Annotated in this window: 19 protein-coding genes; 9 read left to right on the top strand and 10 right to left on the bottom strand. The window is 70.0% G+C overall.

All coding sequences use genetic code 11. The annotated features are described in order from the left end of the window. Positions 1-152: 152 nt before the first annotated feature. Complete coding sequence (mfd, locus tag F9B98_RS15540) at positions 153-3,740, bottom strand: transcription-repair coupling factor (protein ID WP_150959041.1); 3,588 nt, start codon at positions 3,738-3,740, stop codon at positions 153-155. 82 nt (positions 3,741-3,822) lie between these two features. Here mfd and F9B98_RS15535 point away from each other — a divergent pair, with 82 nt between their 5' ends. Together F9B98_RS15535 and F9B98_RS15530 are read left to right on the top strand one after the other, a co-directional pair. Beyond that, entirely contained in the window at positions 3,823-4,308 is a 486-nt protein-coding gene (locus F9B98_RS15535) for a hypothetical protein (protein ID WP_150959039.1), read from the top strand. A 130-nt stretch (positions 4,309-4,438) separates the two neighbouring features. Further along, positions 4,439-4,966, top strand: a complete 528-nt coding sequence (locus F9B98_RS15530) for a hypothetical protein (protein ID WP_150959036.1) — start codon at positions 4,439-4,441, stop codon at positions 4,964-4,966. Positions 4,967-5,077: 111 nt separating this feature from the next. On the opposite strand, the gene pth is transcribed toward F9B98_RS15530, so the two are convergent. Together pth and F9B98_RS15520 are read right to left on the bottom strand one after the other, a co-directional pair. Then, positions 5,078-5,662, bottom strand: a complete 585-nt coding sequence (gene pth / locus F9B98_RS15525; protein ID WP_150959034.1) for an aminoacyl-tRNA hydrolase — start codon at positions 5,660-5,662, stop codon at positions 5,078-5,080. Between the two features lie 129 nt (positions 5,663-5,791). Continuing rightward, positions 5,792-6,430: a 50S ribosomal protein L25/general stress protein Ctc gene (locus F9B98_RS15520; RefSeq protein ID WP_150959032.1), complete on the bottom strand. Its 639-nt coding sequence runs from the start codon at positions 6,428-6,430 to the stop codon at positions 5,792-5,794. Positions 6,431-6,725: 295 nt separating this feature from the next. Between F9B98_RS15520 and F9B98_RS16250 the strand changes: the two genes are divergently transcribed. Next, on the top strand, positions 6,726-6,851 hold the full coding sequence (locus F9B98_RS16250; protein ID WP_263641785.1) for a hypothetical protein: 126 nt from the start codon (positions 6,726-6,728) through the stop codon (positions 6,849-6,851). 30 nt (positions 6,852-6,881) lie between these two features. On the opposite strand, the gene F9B98_RS15515 is transcribed toward F9B98_RS16250, so the two are convergent. From F9B98_RS15515 to F9B98_RS15500, 4 genes are all read right to left on the bottom strand, one after another. Continuing rightward, positions 6,882-7,616 carry a fumarylacetoacetate hydrolase family protein gene (locus tag F9B98_RS15515; RefSeq protein ID WP_150959030.1) on the bottom strand — a complete coding sequence of 245 codons (735 nt, stop codon included), beginning with the start codon at positions 7,614-7,616 and terminating at the stop codon, positions 6,882-6,884. A gap of 28 nt (positions 7,617-7,644) precedes the next feature. Continuing rightward, positions 7,645-9,060, bottom strand: coding sequence for an MFS transporter (locus F9B98_RS15510; RefSeq protein WP_150959027.1), 1,416 nt, complete (start codon positions 9,058-9,060; stop codon positions 7,645-7,647). Between the two features lie 119 nt (positions 9,061-9,179). Then, entirely contained in the window at positions 9,180-9,974 is a 795-nt protein-coding gene (locus F9B98_RS15505; protein WP_150959025.1) for an IclR family transcriptional regulator, read from the bottom strand. Between the two features lie 40 nt (positions 9,975-10,014). Beyond that, on the bottom strand, positions 10,015-11,070 hold the full coding sequence (locus F9B98_RS15500) for a D-2-hydroxyacid dehydrogenase (protein WP_150959023.1): 1,056 nt from the start codon (positions 11,068-11,070) through the stop codon (positions 10,015-10,017). Positions 11,071-11,179: 109 nt separating this feature from the next. Here F9B98_RS15500 and F9B98_RS15495 point away from each other — a divergent pair, with 109 nt between their 5' ends. After that, a complete protein-coding gene (locus F9B98_RS15495; RefSeq protein ID WP_150959021.1) occupies positions 11,180-12,082 on the top strand; it encodes an NAD(P)-dependent oxidoreductase in 903 nt (300 codons plus the stop codon). A gap of 57 nt (positions 12,083-12,139) precedes the next feature. Here F9B98_RS15495 and F9B98_RS15490 read toward each other — a convergent pair whose 3' ends face one another. The 3 genes from F9B98_RS15490 to F9B98_RS15480 are packed head-to-tail and all read right to left on the bottom strand — an operon-like array spanning position 12,140 to position 15,324. Beyond that, positions 12,140-13,141, bottom strand: a complete 1,002-nt coding sequence (locus F9B98_RS15490; protein WP_150959132.1) for a zinc-binding dehydrogenase — start codon at positions 13,139-13,141, stop codon at positions 12,140-12,142. A gap of 18 nt (positions 13,142-13,159) precedes the next feature. Then, entirely contained in the window at positions 13,160-13,939 is a 780-nt protein-coding gene (locus F9B98_RS15485; RefSeq protein ID WP_150959019.1) for an SDR family oxidoreductase, read from the bottom strand. Further along, positions 13,936-15,324 (bottom strand): GntP family permease, encoded by a 1,389-nt coding sequence (locus F9B98_RS15480; RefSeq protein ID WP_150959016.1) that lies wholly within the window; start codon positions 15,322-15,324, stop codon positions 13,936-13,938. Before F9B98_RS15480 ends, F9B98_RS15485 begins: the two co-directional genes overlap by 4 nt. A gap of 139 nt (positions 15,325-15,463) precedes the next feature. Here F9B98_RS15480 and F9B98_RS15475 point away from each other — a divergent pair, with 139 nt between their 5' ends. The 5 genes from F9B98_RS15475 (at position 15,464) to F9B98_RS15455 (ending at position 19,624) form a co-directional block, all read left to right on the top strand. Further along, a complete protein-coding gene (locus F9B98_RS15475; RefSeq protein WP_150959014.1) occupies positions 15,464-16,159 on the top strand; it encodes a FadR/GntR family transcriptional regulator in 696 nt (231 codons plus the stop codon). 36 nt (positions 16,160-16,195) lie between these two features. Continuing rightward, entirely contained in the window at positions 16,196-16,714 is a 519-nt protein-coding gene (locus F9B98_RS15470; protein WP_150959012.1) for a gluconokinase, read from the top strand. Positions 16,715-16,803: 89 nt separating this feature from the next. Beyond that, a complete protein-coding gene (gndA, locus tag F9B98_RS15465; protein WP_150959010.1) occupies positions 16,804-18,399 on the top strand; it encodes an NADP-dependent phosphogluconate dehydrogenase in 1,596 nt (531 codons plus the stop codon). 17 nt (positions 18,400-18,416) lie between these two features. After that, entirely contained in the window at positions 18,417-18,884 is a 468-nt protein-coding gene (locus F9B98_RS15460; protein WP_150959008.1) for a VanZ family protein, read from the top strand. 5 nt (positions 18,885-18,889) lie between these two features. Beyond that, entirely contained in the window at positions 18,890-19,624 is a 735-nt protein-coding gene (locus F9B98_RS15455) for a response regulator transcription factor (protein WP_150959006.1), read from the top strand. Positions 19,625-19,766 lie beyond the last annotated feature (142 nt).

Genomic DNA, 19,766 nt, shown 5'->3' with positions numbered 1-19,766 from the left:
AAACATTACGTCGCTCCCGAGGATCGGTCGAATCGACCCCTCATCCCGGGCGTGTCGCAGACGTAGAAGCCCGGAAAGACGCGCAATCGCAGAACGGCCCGACCGACAGGAGTCGATCGGGCCGTTCTGGGTCTGCTCGGGACGAGCAGGACCTATGCGTTCGCGCTCTCAGGGGTCTTGTCGACGGGGAGCGGCCAGAGCGCGTCGAGCAACTGGCGCACCCAGGCGATGAGGTTCGAGTCGTCGGCATCCTGCGGAAGCGGCACGACCATGGCATCCCCGTTCGCGACGAGCTTGGCCTTGGGGTACAGCCGCTGCAGACGGACACGCATCGAGTCCGCGAGGTCGGCCGGCGCGATGCGCAGGTTGGACCCCATCGCGACCACGTCCGACAGACCCGCCTGAGCGGCGCGACGTCGAAGGCGTGCGACGGCGATCAGCCCCTCGACCTCGACCGGCGGCTCGCCGTATCGGTCACGGAGTTCTTCGACGACGAGGTCGATGGCGTCGTCCTTCGCCGTGGCGGAAGCCGCGGCCGAGAGCTTCTGATACGCCTCGAGACGCAGACGCTCGCTGTCGATGTAGAACTCCGGCAGGCGCGCATCGACGGGGAGCTCGAGACGAAGCTCGGTGGGACCGTCGACGTCCTCGCCGCGGAACGTCGATACCGCTTCGCCGATCATGCGCAGGTACAGATCGAAACCGACGCCCGCGATGTGCCCGGCCTGCTCCGCACCCAGAAGGTTTCCGGCACCGCGGAGTTCGAGGTCTTTCAGCGCCACCTGCATGCCGCTGCCGAGATCGTTGTTGACGGCGATGGTCTCGAGGCGGTCGGCGGCGGTCTCGGACAGCGGCTTCATCTCGTCGTAGAGGAAGTACGCGTACGCGCGGTCGCGGCCGCGTCCCACACGGCCGCGCAGCTGGTGCAGCTGCGAGAGGCCGTACTTGTCGGCGCGGTCGATGATGATCGTGTTCGCATTCGAGATGTCGAGGCCGGTCTCGATGATGGTGGTCGACACGAGGACGTCGGCGCGACGTTCCCAGAAGTCGTCAACCACCTGTTCGAGGGCGTGCTCCCCCATCTGGCCGTGGGCCACCACAATGCGGGCCTCCGGCACGAGTTCGGCCAGCTGGGCAGCCACTCGCTGGATCGAGGACACCCGGTTGTGCACGTAGAAGACCTGGCCCTCGCGCAGCAGCTCGCGGCGGATCGCCGCGGCGATCTGCTTGTCGTTGCGCGGCCCGACGTACGACAGAATCGGATGCCGGTCCTCGGGCGGGGTCGCCAAGGTCGACATCTCGCGGATGCCGGTGACGGCCATCTCGAGGGTGCGCGGGATCGGCGTGGCGCTCATCGCGAGGATGTCGACGTTCGTCTTCAGCTTCTTCAATTGATCCTTGTGCTCGACACCGAAGCGCTGCTCTTCGTCGATGATCATGAGCCCGAGGTCTTTGAAGACGACCTTCTCCGTCAGGATGCGGTGGGTTCCGATCACCATGTCGACGGTTCCGTCGGTGAGGCCGGCGAGGGTTGCCTTGACCTCTTTGTCGCTCTGGAACCGCGACAACGGTCGCACCGTCACCGGGAAACCGGCGAAGCGCTCGGCGAACGTCTCGAGGTGCTGTTTCACCAGCAGCGTGGTCGGCACGAGCATGGCGACCTGCTTGCCGTCCTGGATCGCCTTGAAGGCGGCGCGCACGGCGACCTCGGTCTTGCCGAAGCCGACGTCGCCCGAGAGCAGGCGGTCCATGGGGATCGGCTTCTCCATGTCGGCCTTGATCTCGTCGATCGTCTGCAGCTGGTCCTGCGTCTCGGCGAAGGGGAAGGCCTCTTCGAGTTCGCGCTGCCACGGGGTGTCGGGGCCGAAGGCGTAACCCTTGGACGCCATGCGCGCCGAGTACAGCTTCACCAGTTCGACCGCGATGTCGCGAACGGCCTTGCGGGCTCGGCCCTTCGCGGCGGCCCAGTCGCTCCCGCCCATCTTCGACAGAGTGGGTGCCTCGCCACCGACGTACTTCGACAGGAGGTCGAGCTGGTCGGTGGGGACGAAGAGCTTATCGCCCGGGTAGCCGCGCTTGGCCGGGGCGTACTCGAGGACGAGGTATTCCTTCGTCGTCTTCACCGCGTTGCGGCCGCCGCTGGATACCTCGCGCTGCGTGAGCTCGATGAACTTGCCGATGCCGTGGGTGGCGTGCACGACGGCATCGCCGGGCTTGAGCTGGAGGGGGTCGACAACGTTGCGCCGACGCGAGGCGAGCTTCTTGACGCCGCGGTTGTCGCCACTCACCGAGCGGCCGTAGAACTCGGTCTCGGTGATGACCGCGAACTTCGCCTCGACCAGTTGGAAGCCGCGCTCGAGCGGGGCGCAGACCACGTGCGCCACGCCGCTCTCGGGGGCCAGGCGCACGTCGTCGACGCGACGGGCTGCGATCCCGCGCTCGGACAGCACGTCGCGCGCACGGTCGACCATGCCCGGGCCGGATGCCGTGACGACGACCGACCAGCCGTCGCCGAGCAGAGCGCCGACGTGAGCGGTGGCCCCTTCGACATTGCCCTGGAAGGACGGAACGGGGTCGGCCTTGATCCGGTGGGCGGAGTCGTCACCGGTGACGAGACCCTCGTCCGCGGCATCCGCGGCCCCGGAATCGAAGGCACTGAGCCGCCACCAGACGCCGCCGCGACCGCTGGCCTTCTCGCGCAGGTCGTCGAGGGTGACGAAATCGCCCGAGCCGAGGTCGACCGGGGTGTCCGCCCCCGCCGTGGCCGCCGACCAGGCCGCCTCGAGGAACTCGCGGTTGGTGTCTCCGAGCGTCGTGGCACGGGCCAGCGAGCGTTCGGGATCGACGAGGGCGACGGCGCTGCCGCCCGGAAGGTAGTCGATCAGGGTGATGAGGTCGTCGATCAGCACCGGGATGAGGGATTCCATGCCCTCGGCGGGAATGCCCTCGGCCATCTTCTCCAGCAGCTGCCGGAGCCCGGGGTAGCCGTCTCGGAGCTCTGCCGCGCGCTCACGCACCTCGGCCGTGAGCAGCAGCTCGCGGCTGGGTACGAGCGTCACCGCGCTGACCTCACCGGGGAGGGATCGTTGGTCGGCGACCGAGAACGAGCGGATCTGATCGACCTCGTCGCCGAAGAATTCGACGCGATAGGGGTGATCGGCGACCGGAGGGAACACATCGAGGATGCCCCCACGCACGGCGAACTCGCCGCGACGCGACACCATGTCGACCCGGTGGTACGCGAGTTCGACCAGCCGCAGGATGACGGCCTCGAGTTCGAGGCCGCGCCCGCCGACGGCGAGCTCGACCGGTTCGACATCGCCGAGGCCGGGGGCCAAGGGCTGCAGGGCGCTGCGGACCGAGGCGGTCACGACGAGGGGTGCGGTACCGTCCCAGGCCGCGATGCGGCGCAGGACGTCGAGGCGACGGCCGACCGTCTCGGGACTCGGGCTGAGACGCTCGTGCGGCAACGTCTCCCACGCGGGGAAATGCAGAACCTGCGCGCCAGGGAGGACGGCATCCAGAGCCGGTCCGAGGGACTCGGCTCGTCGGCCGGTGGGGGCGATCACCAATACGGCGCCGGGCTCACCCGCCGACCGGCGGCGCTCGACGAGGCCCGCGATGACGGGGGCGTCGAGTCCGTCGACGAGGGAGAGAGACAGGTCGGAAGAAGCCGCCGAAGCGGCTTCACGGTACGACTCAGCCTGCTCGAGGGCGCGAACGATCCCGGGAACTGTCACTCGGAAGAGTTTACGCGGGGCCTCCGACATCGGGTCGGGGTGGACAGACGGCGACCGTCGCGGTGTCTCGTAGGCTGGCCGCATGTCGACCCCGAGCGCTCCGAACGGTCCGGTCTTCGCCGCCCCTCATACGGCGCCGCCCGTCGGAACGCTCCTCGCTCCCCCGGAGTCGACTCGCCGCGGTCGTCCCCTGGGCACCTGGGCGCTCGCGCTCTCGGTCGTCGCCTCGGTGCTGGCATCCGCTGTCGGGGGGTTCGCGGCCTTCCGCTCGGCGCGCGGAGCGGCCCCCGGACTAGACACCATGTCGTCGAACGGCTTCGATTGGCGGGTCCTCTCGCCCGTCCGCGACCTGGTGCTGCTGGGCGAAGTCGCGTTCTGGTCGGGGACGGTGATCGGTCTCACCGCGCTGGTGCTCGGGATCGTCGCCATCGCCCGGCGGTCGGGACGGGGTGCCGGCATCGCCGCGCTCGTCATCGCCGTCGTCGGGCCGGCGATCTTCGCCGGGCTCACGCTCGTCGCCATCGTGGCGGGGCTGGCCGGGGCCGCCACCGGCGGTTCCGCCGTCTGAACCCGCCCCGCACCCCCGCCCGCGATACCGAGTGGACGGGCGGGCGTCCACCCCCCGCCACCACGGCCCAGGGGCTTTCTAGACTCCCGGGACGGCGCGCCGCGCCCATCGACGACCAGAGGAGCACTCCGTGAGCACGACACCGCCGCCCCCCGAGCCCTACCAGCAGCCCGTCACGCGCGGCGACGCCTACGGCGCCGACGCGTACGGCACCACCCCCGCAGGCCAGCCCGCTCCGGCGGCCCCGGCCTACGTCGCCCCGGCTTCCGGAAAGCCGAAGGGCTCGAGAAGGCTCGGACTCATCGCGTTCGTCGTGTCGCTGATCGGCGTGGTCGGCGGCTCGATCATCGCCTTCATCGCGGGTACCCAGAGCGCGAGCCTGGCGCCGTACGCCGACGCCGGCCAGCAGATCGATCCCAACACGCTTCCGCCGGACGTCCAGCAGGCGACGGTGCTGTTCGGCCTGCTGAGCGTCGTCGCGTTCGCCGTCTACGGCATCCTCGGCCTGTGGGGCTTCATCCAGGGCATCGTCGCGGCGATCAAGAACCGCGGCCGCGGCTGGGCGATCGGTGCCATCGCCCTGTCGGTCCTCGGTGGCATCGTCGTCGGTTCCGCCCTGGCGGCGGGAGCCGCGGTCGGCGTGACTTCCGGTATGTGAGCATCCCGCACCGTGCGGCCCTGGTCCCTCGGGACCGGGGCCGTTCGTCGTCCGGGCCCGCGATCACGCTCGTGGCCGGCGCGGACGAGTCGCCGACCCGAGGCGCAGGGCTCAGGCGCGGGGGGCGTGGAACCGCTGCTGTGCGGCCATCAAGCCTTCGCCGACCAGGAGCTCCACCGCGTCCGCGGCATCCGAGACGAGAATCGGCAGGGTCTGACGCTCGGTCGGGCTGAAGGGGTCGAGGACCCAGTCCGCAGGGTCCTGGCGGCCGACCGGTCGGCCGATCCCGACCCGCACCCGCGGGAAATCGGGCGTACCGAGTGCCGTCGCGATGTCGCGCACGCCGTTGTGGCCCCCGTGGCCGCCACCGGTCTTGAGCTTGATCGTGTCGTACGGGATGTCGAGTTCGTCGTGGACGACGATGATGCGCTCGGGATCGGTTCCGTAGAAGCGGGCCAGCCCCGCGGCCGGACCCCCGGAGACGTTCATGAAGCTGTTGGGCTTGGCCAGGACGAGCTTCGCGGCGCCCGGCCGGAGCCAGGTCTCAACCACGCGGGCGTTCGCCTTGTGCGCGCGGAACGCCTCGCGACGACGGGCGGCGAGCTCGTCGACGACCATCTGGCCGATGTTGTGGCGCGTCGCCTCGTAGCGCGGGCCGGGGTTGCCGAGACCCACGATGAGCCAGGTGTCTGCCATGGCATCCATCCTTCCGGGTCCGAGTGCGGACCGTGCACGTCGACGCGGAGCGCCCCGCGGAGAAACGAACGAGGGGACGCGAACCCGCGCCCCCTCGTCGTGAACGGACCGTCGGACGGCCCGCGGGAATTACTTGTCGTCGCCCTCTTCGGTCGACTCGGCCTCTTCGGCCTGCTCCTCGGCGACCTCGGCATCGGCCTCGGCGATCTCCTCGTCGGCGGCGATGGTGTCGAGCGGGATCGAGACGCCCACGATGAGGGTCTCGGCCTCGGTGACGAGGGTCGCGCCCTGGGGCAGCTTCAGGTCACCGGCGGTGATCTGGGTGCCGTCCTCGGCGCCCTCGACGTCGACCTCGATGTTCTGCGGGATGTGCGTGGCCTCGACCTCGAGCGACACCGACGCGGTGTCGAGCATGGCCACGGTGCCCGAGAAGGGCTCGCCGGTGATGATGACGGGAACGTCGACCTGGACCTTCTCGCCCTTCTTCACGACGATGAGGTCGATGTGCTCGATGATCTGGCGCACGGGGTCCTTCTGGACGTCCTTGACCAGGACCAGCTGGCCCTTGCCCGCGATGTCGAGGTCGAGCAGCGCGTTGGCGCGACGGATGAGCAGGGCGACCTGGTGGCCCGGCAGCGCGACGTGCTGGGGCTCGGTGCCGTGACCGTAGATGACGGCCGGGATCTTTCCCGCGGCGCGGAGGCGACGGGCGAAGCCCTTGCCGAAGTTCTCGCGGAGTTCCGCGACGACCTTGTTGTCTTCCGACATGATGTTCTCCTCGCGGGCTCGTGTCCCGCAGCTTATGAGCGGACGGTGTCCGCACTTGTGTGGTCTGGATTCGACTCGAACGCGAGCGCGTGAGGAAAGCCGGGAGCCTGCATCACTGCGTCGATCACGGATGTCCTGCGCGCCGTGCGGCGCACGAGGTGGCATCCCTCGCCGAAGTTCCCCGGAAGTCTACCAGCGCGACCACCTCGAGCACGACCCGGCCCCTCCTGGTGGGCGGAGGCAGCCCCGGGGCGACGGTAGGATCGAACGGTCACAACCCACCCGGAGGATCATCATGGACAGCGGCTTCTTCTCTCACGTCGTGCTCTGGGTCATCGGCGGCATCGCCGCGTTCGGCCTGATCGGCACCGTCGGCGCCCTCTTCTCGATGGGCCGCACCACGAACTACAAGAAGCACTGACGACGGGCCTCCCGGTGAACCGCGGACGGCTCAGCTCGTCGGCGTGAGCAGGCGCATACCTGCGACACGGACCTCGATGCTCTCCCCCGGCTCGATCGCAGCCTGCGAGAACGGCGCGCCCGTCATCACGACGTCGCCCGGTCCGAGCCTGCTCCACCCGGCGACGTAGGCGAGGCACTCCCTCAGGGACACGGGCAGTCGCGCCGACGAGGTCTCGGCGCGCACCGCACCGTCGGCGCTCAGGGACAGCGGAAGATCGTCGTCGAGCGACAGGTCGGTGTCGATCCAGGGGCCGAGAGGCGTATAGCCCGCGCCCGACTTCGACTCGAAGTTGCGCGGGTCGACGCTCGCGCGATCGGGACTCGAGAGGTCGTTGACCGCCGTGATCCCGAGCACGTATTCGTGCGCGTTCTCGGCCGTCAGCCCCGTCGTGTCGCGACCGATCACCACGGCCACCTCCGCCTCGGCGACGGTGACCCCGGCGTCGCGACGCAGCCGCACCGCGGCCTCGGGCCCCACGACGGTGCGGGGGCTCTTGAGCCAGGCCTGCACGGGCGAGACGTGGGCGGGTCCGTTCTGGGCGATGCCCACGAGGACCGTGGGCACGCAGGGCGCGAGCAGGCGTCCGGATACCGGGTCGCCGGCATCCCGAACCGTCTCCGAAGAGGCGAATGCGGCGTAGGGGTCGTCGATCGGCACGAACCGGTCGCCATCGACGCGGACGGTGCGCGGGCCGTCCGCGGTGCGGATGCGGGCGATCAGCATCGGCGGACTCCTGCTCCGGCGCGGCGGGTCATCGGATGGTCCGGACGGTGACGGTCGTGGCATCCACGCCCTCTCCGGCCTCTTCGCGGGACACCTTGATGGCGTCGTCGATGCGGGTGAGGTCGCGGCGCAGCGTCTCGGGGACGAGGAAGGTCGAGGCGGTGGTGATCAGCGCGAGCGTTCCCATGTAGATCGCCAGCAGCAGCCAGTTCGCCCCGCTCACGGCGATGATGTAGGCGCCGAGGACTCCGGCGAGTCCACCCGCGAGCACCGCGGAGATCTCGCGGGCCATCGCGACGCCGAGGTAGCGGTGACGGTTGCCGAACAGCTCGGGGAGCATCGCGCACTGGGGTCCGAGCATCGAGTTCACCGCGACGCCGATGCCGATCGCGATGGCGGCGATGGTGATCGGGTAGCTGCCGAGCGAGATCAACCACCACGCCGGGAAGGTGAAGACGAGCATGAACAGCGCGCCCATGCGGTAGACGGTGCGGCGCCCCATGCGGTCGGACAGCGCCCCGGTCAGCGGAACCGAGAAGATGCCGATGAGCGAGCCGAGCGTGACACCCCAGGTGAGCAGGCTGCGGTCGGCCTGACCGCCCACCGAAGCGACGAAGAAGGTCAGCGCGAGGGTGTTGAACATGTAGGAGCCGCCGTTCTCGGCCATGCGCAGGCCGATTCCGACGATGATGCCCGGGAGGCCCCGCGTGAAGATGTCGCGGACGGGGCGATCGGCGATCTGCTCGTTCTTCTCGAGCTCGATGAAGGTCGGCGTCTCGCGCAGGCGCATGCGGATGAACAACGCCAGGAGGATGAGCACGAATGAGGCCAGGAACGGCACGCGCCAGCCCCAGCTGAGCAGCTGGTCTTCGGGCAGCAGCGAGATCAGGCTGAACACGACGGCGGCGAGGAGGGTTCCCGCCTGGATGCCGATGAAGGGCAGCGCCGAGAAGAAGCCGCGGCGCTTGACCGGCGCGTACTCCGCCATGAGCACGGTCGCCCCGGCCTGCTCGGCTCCGGCACCGAACCCCTGGAGCAGACGCATGATGACGAGCAGGATCGGCGCGAGGATGCCGACGGCCTCGTAGGTGGGCAGCAGACCGATGGCGGTGGACGCTCCGCCCATCAGCAGGATCGTGATGACGAGCACCCACTTGCGCCCCAGCTTGTCGCCGAGGACACCGAAGAACAGCCCACCGAAGGGACGGGCGAGGAAGCCGACGCCGTAGGTGGCGAAAGCGGCGACGGTCGCGAGGGCGGGGTTGTCCTGCGAGAAGAACAGGACGTTGAAGATCAAGGCCGTCGACAGTCCGTAGAGCGCGAAGTCGAAGTACTCCAGCGCGCTGCCGATGCTCGAAGCGAGCGTCGCCCGCCGCAGGTTCGCGGCGTATTCGGGATCATCCGTCGGCTGCGGCGTCGGGGTGGATGAAGTGGTCACGGCCATCTCCTTCGATCGGCTGGGGTCTTGCGACGAAGCCGACTGTACCAACGGAGTGGACAGAGTTCAATATGTTGAACAGCTTTCGGGCGTGGGAATCCCCTCGCCCCGCGAGAGGATCGCGGTCAGGCCCTCCGCGCAGCGCTGAACGGGTTCGTCAGGGCGGTGGCCGCCTCGCGCAGAGCAGCGCCGACGCGCGCGATGCGCTGCGCCGTGGCATCCGCGACCGGGATGCCGACCCCCAGGGCCAGCTGCGGGTCGCCCGGCGCCCAGCCCTCGAGAGGTACGGCGACGCCGACGATGCCGCGGAAGGACTCCTCCTCGTCGACCGACCACCCTCGCTCGCGCGCGGCGCGCAGCTTCGCGATGACCGCGTCGACGTCGACCGTGCTGTGCTCGGTGAGCTTCGGCAGCGGCCGACCGTGCGACAGCAGGGCGCGCACGTCATCGTCGGAACGGGTCATGAGCAGGGCCCGGCCCGTCGCCGACAGCGCCGCGGGAAGGCGCGAGCCGAGCGGTGTGCCCAGCCGCACCGACCGCGACCCCTCGTATCGGGCGAGATAGAGCGCGTCGGCGTCGTCGAGCACCGCGACCTGCACGAGCTCGGTGGCGAGCACGGGTGAGGTCTCGCACACCGCGTAGAACTCGCGGACCTGGTTGAACTGAGCGGCGAACGCACCGCCCAGCTCGGCGGTGCGGATACCGAGGCGATACCCCAGCGGCACGCGCTCGATCATGCGGCCGGCTTCGAGTGACAGGCAGAGGTTCGCCGTCGACGACTTCGCCAACCCGAGACCCGCCGCGAGCTCGGTGAGGGTGAGCGCACGCCCGGCGTCGGCGAGCAGACCGAGAAGCCGGATGCCGCGGCCCACCGCCGGAGCCGGATCCCGTGCGATCGCGCCGTCTTCGTCGTCGCCCACCGCGACCTCCTATCGCGTCGACGTCGCCGCAGCGACCGTGTCAGTAGAACTCGACCGTATCGACAACCGCTCGCATCGGCTCGCCATCGAGCAGGCGCGTGGCGTTCTCGGCGAAGCGGCGCGCGATGCGCTCCTCCTCTTTGCTGCTGAGGGCCGCGGTGTGGGGGCTCACGAGGACGTTCGGATGCCGCCACAGCGGCGAATCCTCGGGCAGCGGCTCCACCTCGAACACGTCGAGAGCGGCGAAGGACACGCGCCCGTCGTCGAGCGCGGCGAGCAGGGCCTGCTCGTCGATGACAGTGCCCCGGCCGACGCTGGCGATGATGACACCCGGCTTGGCGGCCGCGAGCACCTCGGCGCTGATCAGGTGGTGGGTCTGGTCGGTGCCCGGGAGCGTCACCACGATGGCATCCACCGTGCGAACGGCCTCGACGAGGTCGTCGAGCGGGATGAGACGGTCGACGCCCTCGACGGGGGCACCGGAACGCGTGGTCCCCCACACCTCCGCACCGAGCGCGTGGAAGCGTCGCGCGCACTCGGCCCCGATGCCGCCGAGACCGACCACGAGCACCGTCATCTCATCGACCTGGCGCATCTCCCACCGGTCGGTCCAGGCCTTCTCGGCCTGCTGGCGCGCGAGACGCGTGAGGTCTTTCGCCCCGGCGAAAACGCCGAAGACGGCGAACTCCGCCAGCGGCCCACCGTGCACCCCGGCGCTGGTCGTGAAGATCACGCGGTCGAGCGCCGCGCGGTCGAGCCCCGCGGCCTTGACCTGACCGCCCCCGCCCGCGGCGGTCGTCATCACCCACCGCAGCCCGGGATTGGCCGCGACCGTCCGCGCGAGGGCGGCGGGATCGACGTCGGGGATGCCGAAGAGCGCGTCGGCCGAGTCGACCATGGCGTCGAACGCACGCTGCTCGTCGGGGGTGCGTTCGTGCGAAGGATCCCCCGACCAGTCGGCGGGCCCGCGCATGGGGTGGGTCAGCGAGGCGTCCCGCACCACCTCGACGCGCGGTTCGAGGCGTTCGATGAGGCGGCAGTGCTCTTCGCTCAGGGGAACCGCGACCACCGCGCGTAAGCTCTTTGTCGTCGACATCGTCGTCTCTTCCCTTCGCCGCGGGTCGCCGAGCGCCGCGGACTGTTTCAAGTGCTGTTCACCATAGTGAACCCTGTTCAACCTGTTGTCCAGCCGGTAGGATCACCCCATGACTCCGCTCGACGAAGAGACCGGTTCCTCCCCCGCAACGCGCCTGGGCGTCTGGGGCCTCGGCGCGATGGGCGAGCCGATGGCCCGGCACCTGCTCACCGCGCACGGCTCGCTGGTCGTGCACGCGCGGCGCGAGCGTCCCGCTCTGACCGCGGTCGGAGCCCGCTGGGCACCGACCGCGCGAGAGCTCGCTGCCGCGACCGACGCGGTTCTGGTCATGCTGCCCGACCTGCCGCAGCTGGAGGAGCACCTCGACGGGCCCGACGGCTTCCTCGCCGGCGTCGAGGGTCGCGACTACCTCGTCATGATCGGTTCGACATCGTCTCCCGTCGGCGTGCGCGCGTTCGCTGAGCGGCTGCCCGACGGCATCCGGGTCGTCGACTGCCCCGTCTCGGGCGGGGAGGACGGCGCGAAGGCCGGCACGCTCTCGATCATGCTGGGCGGCGCACCCGACGACACCGACCGCGCCGCGGAGCTGCTGAGCCCGTGCGGGCGACCCGTGCGCCTGGGTCCGCTCGGCGCGGGCGAGGTGGCCAAGGCGTGCAATCAGATGGTGGTCGCGGCGACGATCCTCGCGCTCGGCGAGGCGACCGAACTCGCGGCGCGCTCCGACGTGGATCCCGGTGCGCTCTGGGAGCTGCTGGGCGGGGGGTACGCCGGTTCGAACCTGCTGCAGAGCCGCCGCGCGAAGCTCGTCGACGGCGACGACTCCCCCAGCGGGATCGCCGGGTACATGGTCAAAGACCTGGGCTTCGCCGCCGACATCGCGGAGGCGACGGGAACGCGTCCGGCACTCCTGCCGGCCCTTCGCTCCGCCTTCGACGAGATCGTGGAGCGCGGCCTCGGCGAGCGCGACATCGCGGTGACCCGCCGGTTCACGGCGGAGCGCAGCGCGGGCTGAAGACGCGCAACGCCCCGGCGGCCGCCTCGAGGGGCGAACGCCGGGGCGTTCGTCACGTCAGAGCGCGAAGACGACCTTGCCCGAGCGCTGCGAGTCGCGAGCGGCGGCGAAAGCCTCTTCCGCATCCGCCAGCGCGAACTCGTGTGTGAGGGCCGTCTCGATCCCGGGGTCGGCCGCGAGCAGCCGCACGGCGTCGTCGATCTCGTGATGGAAGCGGAACGCGCCGAGGTAGCAGACCTCTTTCGAGATGAAGGGGGCGAGGTTGACCGGCCGCGGGTCGTCGGGGAGCATCCCCACCTGTACGACGGTCCCGCCGGGGCGCACCGCCTTAAGCGCCGTCGAGATCGACACGGGCACGCCCGAGCACTCGAGCACCACGGCGTAGGCGTTGGGTTCGACGGACTCGGTCGAGACGTCGATGGTCGCCGCGGCCCCGAGGGCCAGTGCGCGCTCGAGTGGGCCGGCGAGCACATCGGTCGCGGTGACGCGGGCGCCCGCGGCGACGGCCGCCGCCACCGCCATGAGCCCGATCGGCCCCGACCCGGTCACGAGCACCTCGCGCCCCTCGACATCTCCCGCCTTGCCGAGCGCGTGCAGGGCGACGGCCAGGGGCTCGGCGAGCACGGCGCGACGCACGGGAAGGTTCTCGGGCAGCACGCGCACCATGTCGGCCTCGACGATGAGGTACTCGGATGCCGCGCCCTGGGTGTGCGGCCAGGTCGAGGCGCTGCCGAGGTACGAGCCGCCGGGCCAGAGGTGCGGTGCGTTCTCGATCCCCTCGCGCGGCGTGCCGAAGCGCGCCGGGTGCACGGTGACGGGGGTTCCCGCGGCGAGGGCGCCCGAGGGGTCGAGATCGACCCGCCCCGACAACTCGTGCCCCGGAACGAGCGGTTCGCGCACGACGAAGGCGCCGTTCGCACCCTCGAAGTAGTAGTGCAGGTCGGAGCCGCAGATGCCCACGTACTCGACCCGCAGGCGCATCTGCCCCTCCCCCGGTTCGGGGACGTCCACCTCGTGCACGGCGGCGGTGAGGGCCTTCTCGATCAACAGCCTCTGCATCATCGTTCCTCTCCGCGGTCAGACGACCGCTGTCATCCCGCCGTCGACGAAGATGTTCTGCCCCGAGACGAAGCTCGACGCGTCCGACGCGAGGAACAGCAGGGCTCCGCGCAATTCGTCGAAATCGCCCCAGCGCGCGGCGGGGGTGCGCTGGGTGAGCCAGCGCGTGAAGTCCGGGTCGTCGACCAGAGCGCGGTTCATCTCGGTCGCGAAATAACCCGGGCTGAGGGCATTGACCTGGATGCCGTGACGCGCGAGGTCCGCCGCCATACCCGCGGTCAGCTGGGCGACGCCGCCCTTGGTCGCCGAATACGGAGCGATCGTCTGCCGCGCCAAGCGCGACTGCACCGAGGCGACGTTGACGACCTTGCCGGAGCCGCGCTCGACCATTGCCGGGGTAACGAACCGCGAGACGTAGAAGACGCCCGAGAGGTTCGCCGCGACGATGTCGTCCCAGTCGCTGACCGCGAACTCGTGGATCGGCGCGCGGCGCTGGACGCCGGCGTTGTTGACGAGGATGTCGGGGGTCCCCACCTCTGCGAGCAGCTCGCCGACGGCGCTTTCGACCGCCGAGGCGTCGGTGACGTCGAAGACGACGGCACGGGCGGGGCGACCCGACAGCTCCTCCGCCTCGGCGCGGGTCTGCTCGACGGCTTCGGCATCCCGGCCGTGGACGATCAGACGGGCGCCTCCGCGGGCCAGGGTCAACGCAAGGGCGCGACCCAGACCCCGTGACGAGCCCGTGACCAGCGCGAGGCGGTCGGAGACGTCGAACAGGTCGGCGTTCGAGCCGCTCACAGCAGCGCTCCGATTCCGAAGACGAGCAGCGCCGCGGCGAAGCCGAGCACCGACTCGATGGCCTGCTGGACGGTCCAGGTCTTCAGCGTCGTCTTGACGTCCATGCCCATGAGGCGGCCGACGAGCCAGAAGCCGGAGTCGTTGACGTGGCCGGCGAAGACCGAGCCCGCGGCCGTGGCGATGGTGATCGCGACGACCTGCAGCGGCGAGAAGTCGCCCGCCATGACGGCCGGAGCGGCCAAGCCCGCCGCGGTGACGAGGGCGACCGTGGCCGAGCCCTGCGCGAGACGCAGGATGACCGCGATGATGTACGCCGCCACGATGACGGGGAGCCCGAGGTCGCTCAGGCTGCCGGCGAGGGCGTCGCCGATGCCCGAGGCGCGCAGGACCGCACCGAACATGCCACCGGCACCGGTGATGAGGATGACCGAGCACACCGGCCCGAGGGCCGAGTCGACGACCTTCTCGAGGGCCGTGCCGTTCTCGCCGCGGCGGAAGCCGAACACGATGGTGGCCACCAGCACGGTGATCAGCAGGGCGACGGGCGAGTTGCCGAGGAGGATCAGCACCTGGACGACCGTGTTGTCGGTGTCGACGGCCCCGGCCGAGCCGAGGGTGGTGAGACCGGTGTTGAGGAAGATCAACAGCATCGGAAGCAGCAGCACCGCGATGACGGTGAGGGGCTTGGGCGGGTTCGCCGGCTGGTCGGCGTCGACGTCACCGAAGAGCGCGGGCACCGGCAGCACGATGCGGCGTGCGATGAACTTGCCCCAGAGGTAACCCGAGAAATACCAGATCGGGAACGCGATGATCAGACCGACCAGCAGCACCAGGCCGAGGTTCGCGCCGTAGAGCTCGGTGGCGCTGACCGGTCCGGGGTGCGGCGGCAGGAAGACGTGCATCACCGAGAAGGCGGCGGCGGCGGGCAGGCCGAACAGCAGGACGTTGTTGCCCGAGACGCGCCGCGCGATCGCGAAGATGATCGGCAGCATCATGACGAGGCCGGCGTCGAAGAACATCGGGAACCCGAGGATCAGCGACACGATGCCCAGGGCGAAGGGGGCGCGCTTCTCACCGAACACCCGCACGAACGTCTCGGCGAGGGACTGCGCTCCTCCCGAGTGCTCGATCAACCGGCCGAGCATGGCGCCCAGGGCGACCAACAGGGCGACCGTGCCGAGCGTGCCCCCGAATCCCCCGGTCAGCGTCGACACGATGGCCGACACCGGGATGCCGGCGACGAACGCCGTGACGAGCGACACGATGATGAGGGCGAGGAAGGCGTGCACCTTCAGCCAGATGATGAGCACCAGGATCAGCGCGATCGCGCCCGCCGCGATGGCGAGCAGCGGCGCCGTGCCGAGTGTTTGGGTCCAGTCGTCCAAGAGATCTCCGTTGATTCAGGGTGCGCGGCATCGGGCATGCTGTTCGCGAGCCGCGCCCACGGGTGCAGTCAACGCATCCTCACACAATGATCATATTTTTGACAAGATATGGTCGTACCAAACGACCTAAGGAGGGGTCATGGCCCGCGCCTCGCACGACTCCGTGCTGGATGCCATCGGCATCCGCATCGTCGACGGCGATCTGCCCGCCGGGCGCGTGCTGACCCTGGCCGCCCTCGAGGCGGAGTACGGCGTCTCGCGGACGGTCGTGCGCGAGGCCGTCCGCGTCCTCGAGGCGATGGGGATGCTCGCTCAGCGTCGCCGCGTCGGCATCACGGTGCGCCCCGCCATCGACTGGAGCGCCCTGGATACGCGCCTGATCGGGTGGCAGCTCGCCGGCCGCCGCCGCGACCAGCTCATCGTCAACACCACCGAGCTGCGGGCCGCGATCGAGCCCGTCGCCGCGCGGCTGAGCGCTCGCCGGGCCACCGACCTGCAGCGCGGCGAGATCCTGCGCCTCGCCGAGGAGCTCGAGCGTCTCGGAGCACAGGGCCTCGGGAACTCCCCCGAGTACCTCGCCGCCGACATCGCCTTCCACGACCTGATCCTGATCTCGAGCGGCAACCTCATGCTCGCCGCCGCCCGCGCCCCCATCGCCGCCGCCATCGAAGGCCGCGCGATGCACGGCCTGACCCCGGGCGTCCCCAACCCCGACGCCCTCGACAACCACGTCGCGACGGCCGAGGCGATCGGCCGCGCCGACGCCGACGCCGCCGAAGAGCACACGCGCCGGTACGTCGCCGCGGTTCTCACCGAAGTCCGCCGTTCCATCTGACCGCCCGACCGATCGCTTTCGACGAAGAGAGAAGCCATGACCGCTCCCGTCCCCGTCCTCGTCTTCATGGGCCCCGCCGGCACAGGTAAGTCCACCGTCGCCGGCATGCTCGCCGGCCGTCTCGGCTGGGACTTCCAAGAGGGCGACGACCTGCACCCCGCCGAGAACGTCGCGAAGATGGCATCCGGTCACGCCCTGGGCGACGACGACCGGTGGCCCTGGCTCGATCGCGTCGCCGCGTGGATCGACGGCCGGATCGCGGCGGGCCGCCCGGGCGTCATCACGTGCTCGGCCCTCAAGCGCAGCTACCGCGACGTGCTGCGCCGCGACGACGTGACCTTCGTCCTGCTCATGGGCGATCCGAAACTCGTGCTCGAGCGTCTGCTGCGCCGCCAGGGCCACTACATGCCGCCGTCGCTGCTGACCTCGCAGTTCGAAACCCTCGAGATCCCGGATGCCGATGAGCAGGCGATCCGCGTCGACCTCGACCTGACTCCCCAGGAGCAGGTGCAGGAGGTCATCGACCGTCTCCAGCTCACGCACACCCCCTCCTGAAACACGTCCGGGCCGAGCCGATACAGTGGCACCGGCGGCCCGCGCGAGCCCGCCCACCCCCTTCCTCGCACCTGAATACGGAGCAACGAATGACCTCGACCCCCTCCCCGACCGGACCCTCGAGCGACCAGGACCAGGCCCCGCACGAGGCCGCACAGGTGCACGAGGGTGCGCCCGGCATCGAAGAGGTGGACCGCCCCACCGCCGAGGCCGACTCGCGCCCCGAGGGCGAGGGCGACGGCCGCGCCAACATCGGCGTCGTCGGCCTGGCCGTGATGGGCTCGAACCTGGCCCGCAATCTCGCCAGCCGCGAGGGCAACACGGTCGCGATCTTCAACCGCAGCCAGGACAAGACCGAGCACGTGCTCGAGGCCCACCCCGAGGCGAACTTCGTCGCCTCGTTCTCGTACGAGGACTTCGCGGCGTCGCTGTCGAAGCCGCGCACCGCGATCATCATGGTCAAGGCCGGCCGTCCCACCGACTTCGTCATCGACGAGCTCGTGAAGGTGTTCGAGCCCGGCGACATCATCGTCGACGGCGGGAACGCCCTGTTCACCGACACCATCCGCCGCGAGAAGGCCGTGCGCGAGACCGGCATCAACTTCGTCGGCATGGGCGTCTCGGGCGGCGAAGAGGGTGCCCTCCGCGGCCCCTCGATCATGCCCGGCGGCTCCGACGAGGCGTGGGCCACGCTCGGTCCGATCTTGAAGTCGATCGCCGCGGTCGCCGAGGGCGAGCCGTGCGTCACGCACGTCGGACACGACGGCGCCGGCCACTTCGTCAAGATGGTGCACAACGGCATCGAATACGCCGACATGCAGCTCATCGCCGAGGCCTACGACCTCATCCGTCGCGCAACGGGCAAGACCCCGGCCGAGATCGCCGACGTGTTCGCCGAGTGGAACCGCGGCGAGCTGGAGTCGTACCTCATCGAGATCACCGCCGAGGTGCTGCGCCAGACCGACGCCGACACCGGCAAGCCCCTCGTCGATGTCATCCTCGACCAGGCCGGCGCCAAGGGCACCGGCGCGTGGACCGTGCAGACCGCCCTCGACCTGGGCGTGCCCGTCTCGGGCATCGCCGAGGCCACCTTCGCCCGGTCGCTGTCGAGCCACCCCGAGCAGCGCGAGGTGTCGCGCGAGCTCCCCGGTCCCTCGGGCACCGACGTGCTCTCGGGCGAAGACGCCGACGCGTTCATCGAGCAGGTGCGCCTGGCGCTGTACGCCTCGAAGATCGTCGCGTACTCGCAAGGCTTCGACGAGATCCGCGCGGGTGCCGCGCAGTACGACTGGAAGATCGACCTGGGGGCGGTGTCGAAGATCTGGCGCGGCGGCTGCATCATCCGCGCGCAGTTCCTCAACCGCATCGCCGAGGCGTACGACGCCGAGGCCACCCTGCCGGTGCTGCTGACCGCCCCGTACTTCGTCGAGGCGCTCGGCCGCGCCCAGGACGCGTGGCGCCACATCGTGTCGCTTTCGGCGGCCAGCGGCATCCCGGCCCCCGCCTTAAGCTCGTCGCTGGCGTACTACGACGGCCTGCGCGCCGAGCGTCTGCCCGCCGCCCTCATCCAGGGCCAGCGCGACTTCTTCGGTGCGCACACCTACCGTCGCATCGACAAGGAGGGCACCTTCCACACCCAGTGGTCGGGCGACCGCACCGAGATCGAGGCCGAGGACACGCACTGACCCCCGAGGGATCGAGCATGACGAAGCGGCGGCGGGCATGGCTCGTCGCCGCTTCGTGCGTCTACGCGTTCGGGGTGTGGTGGATGACGCTGCGCCCCTCGATCTACGACGCCGAGGTCGGCGGCATCCTGGGCCGGGTCCTGCACGCTCTGCAGGCCTCTCCCGCCACGGCGTGGATCACCTTCGACGTCGTCGAGTCCGTCTCGAACGTCGTGATGTTCGTGCCACTCGGGCTGCTGGTGACCGCGTGGCGCGGGCGATGGTGGCTCGCCCTCGCGATCGGGTTCGTCCTGAGCTCGGGGATCGAGCTGACCCAGCTGTTCTTCCTGCCCACGCGCGTCGCGGACATCGGCGACGTCGTCGCGAACACCCTCGGAGCCGCGATCGGAGCGGGCGTCGGTGTCGTTCTCAGCCGTCGTATCGCGCGTTCTCAGGATTCCCATAGAGCTCGCCATAGAAAGCTCATAGATACGAGAGCACAATGAGTTCCATGACCGCGACCGCCGCCGCCCCGACCTTCACCCGCCCCGACGGGAGCGCCCTGCGTGTGCTCGTCGTCGACGACGAGCAGATGCTCACCGACCTGTTGTCGATGGCCCTGCGCATGGAGGGATGGGACGTCAAGACCGCCGGGTCGGGTTTCGACGCCCTGCAGTCGGCACGAGAATTCGAACCGGATGCCATGGTGCTCGATATCATGATGCCCGACCTCGACGGCATGGCGGTGCTGCAGCGCCTGCGTCATTCGGGCAACGACGTGCCGGTGCTGTTCCTCACGGCGAAGGACGCCGTGGCGGATCGCGTCGCGGGTCTGACCGCCGGGGGCGACGACTACGTCACCAAGCCTTTCAGCCTCGAAGAGGTCGTCGCGCGCCTGCGGGGTCTCATGCGTCGCGCGGGCACGGCCCTCACCCGCGACTCCGAGCCCATCCTCCGCGTAGGCGACCTCTCGCTCAACGAGGACAGCCACGAGGTCATCCGCGGGGGCAAGGAGATCGAACTGACGGCGACCGAGTTCGAGCTCCTCCGCTTCCTCATGCGCAACCAGCGTCGCGTCGTGTCGAAGGCGCAGATCCTCGATCGCGTGTGGAACTACGACTTCGGCGGCCGCTCCAGCGTCGTCGAGCTGTACATCTCGTACCTGCGCAAGAAGATCGACGCCGGTCAGGACCCCCTCATCCACACCGTGCGCGGTGTCGGCTACATGATCAAAGCCCCTCAGTGAGCATCCCGCCGAGACCTGCTCCTCCCGTTCCCCCCGCCGAGGTCTGGGAGACCGACCCTCCCGCCGACGACGACAACGCGAGCTCGGAACCCCGGCCGAAGCGGGAGCCCCTGTCGAAGAGGCTCCGTCACCCGTGGACGCT

It is taken from the genome of Microbacterium testaceum StLB037, from assembly GCF_008763945.1.
Lineage (GTDB): Bacteria > Actinomycetota > Actinomycetes > Actinomycetales > Microbacteriaceae > Microbacterium > Microbacterium testaceum_G.
This window is presented reverse-complemented; position numbering and strand designations above follow the sequence as displayed.

Coding starts and splice junctions, on each gene's coding strand:
- F9B98_RS15510 (WP_150959027.1), bottom strand. CDS start 9,060: ATGGCCGTGACCACTTCATCCACCCCGACGCCGCAGCCGACGGATGAT.
- F9B98_RS15475 (WP_150959014.1), top strand. CDS start 15,464: ATGGCCCGCGCCTCGCACGACTCCGTGCTGGATGCCATCGGCATCCGC.
- F9B98_RS15535 (WP_150959039.1), top strand. CDS start 3,823: ATGTCGACCCCGAGCGCTCCGAACGGTCCGGTCTTCGCCGCCCCTCAT.
- F9B98_RS15520 (WP_150959032.1), bottom strand. CDS start 6,430: ATGTCGGAAGACAACAAGGTCGTCGCGGAACTCCGCGAGAACTTCGGC.
- F9B98_RS15490 (WP_150959132.1), bottom strand. CDS start 13,141: ATGCAGAGGCTGTTGATCGAGAAGGCCCTCACCGCCGCCGTGCACGAG.
- F9B98_RS15495 (WP_150959021.1), top strand. CDS start 11,180: ATGACTCCGCTCGACGAAGAGACCGGTTCCTCCCCCGCAACGCGCCTG.
- F9B98_RS15460 (WP_150959008.1), top strand. CDS start 18,417: ATGACGAAGCGGCGGCGGGCATGGCTCGTCGCCGCTTCGTGCGTCTAC.
- F9B98_RS15470 (WP_150959012.1), top strand. CDS start 16,196: ATGACCGCTCCCGTCCCCGTCCTCGTCTTCATGGGCCCCGCCGGCACA.
- gndA (WP_150959010.1), top strand. CDS start 16,804: ATGACCTCGACCCCCTCCCCGACCGGACCCTCGAGCGACCAGGACCAG.
- F9B98_RS16250 (WP_263641785.1), top strand. CDS start 6,726: ATGGACAGCGGCTTCTTCTCTCACGTCGTGCTCTGGGTCATCGGCGGC.
- F9B98_RS15455 (WP_150959006.1), top strand. CDS start 18,890: ATGACCGCGACCGCCGCCGCCCCGACCTTCACCCGCCCCGACGGGAGC.
- F9B98_RS15500 (WP_150959023.1), bottom strand. CDS start 11,070: ATGTCGACGACAAAGAGCTTACGCGCGGTGGTCGCGGTTCCCCTGAGC.
- pth (WP_150959034.1), bottom strand. CDS start 5,662: ATGGCAGACACCTGGCTCATCGTGGGTCTCGGCAACCCCGGCCCGCGC.
- F9B98_RS15515 (WP_150959030.1), bottom strand. CDS start 7,616: ATGCTGATCGCCCGCATCCGCACCGCGGACGGCCCGCGCACCGTCCGC.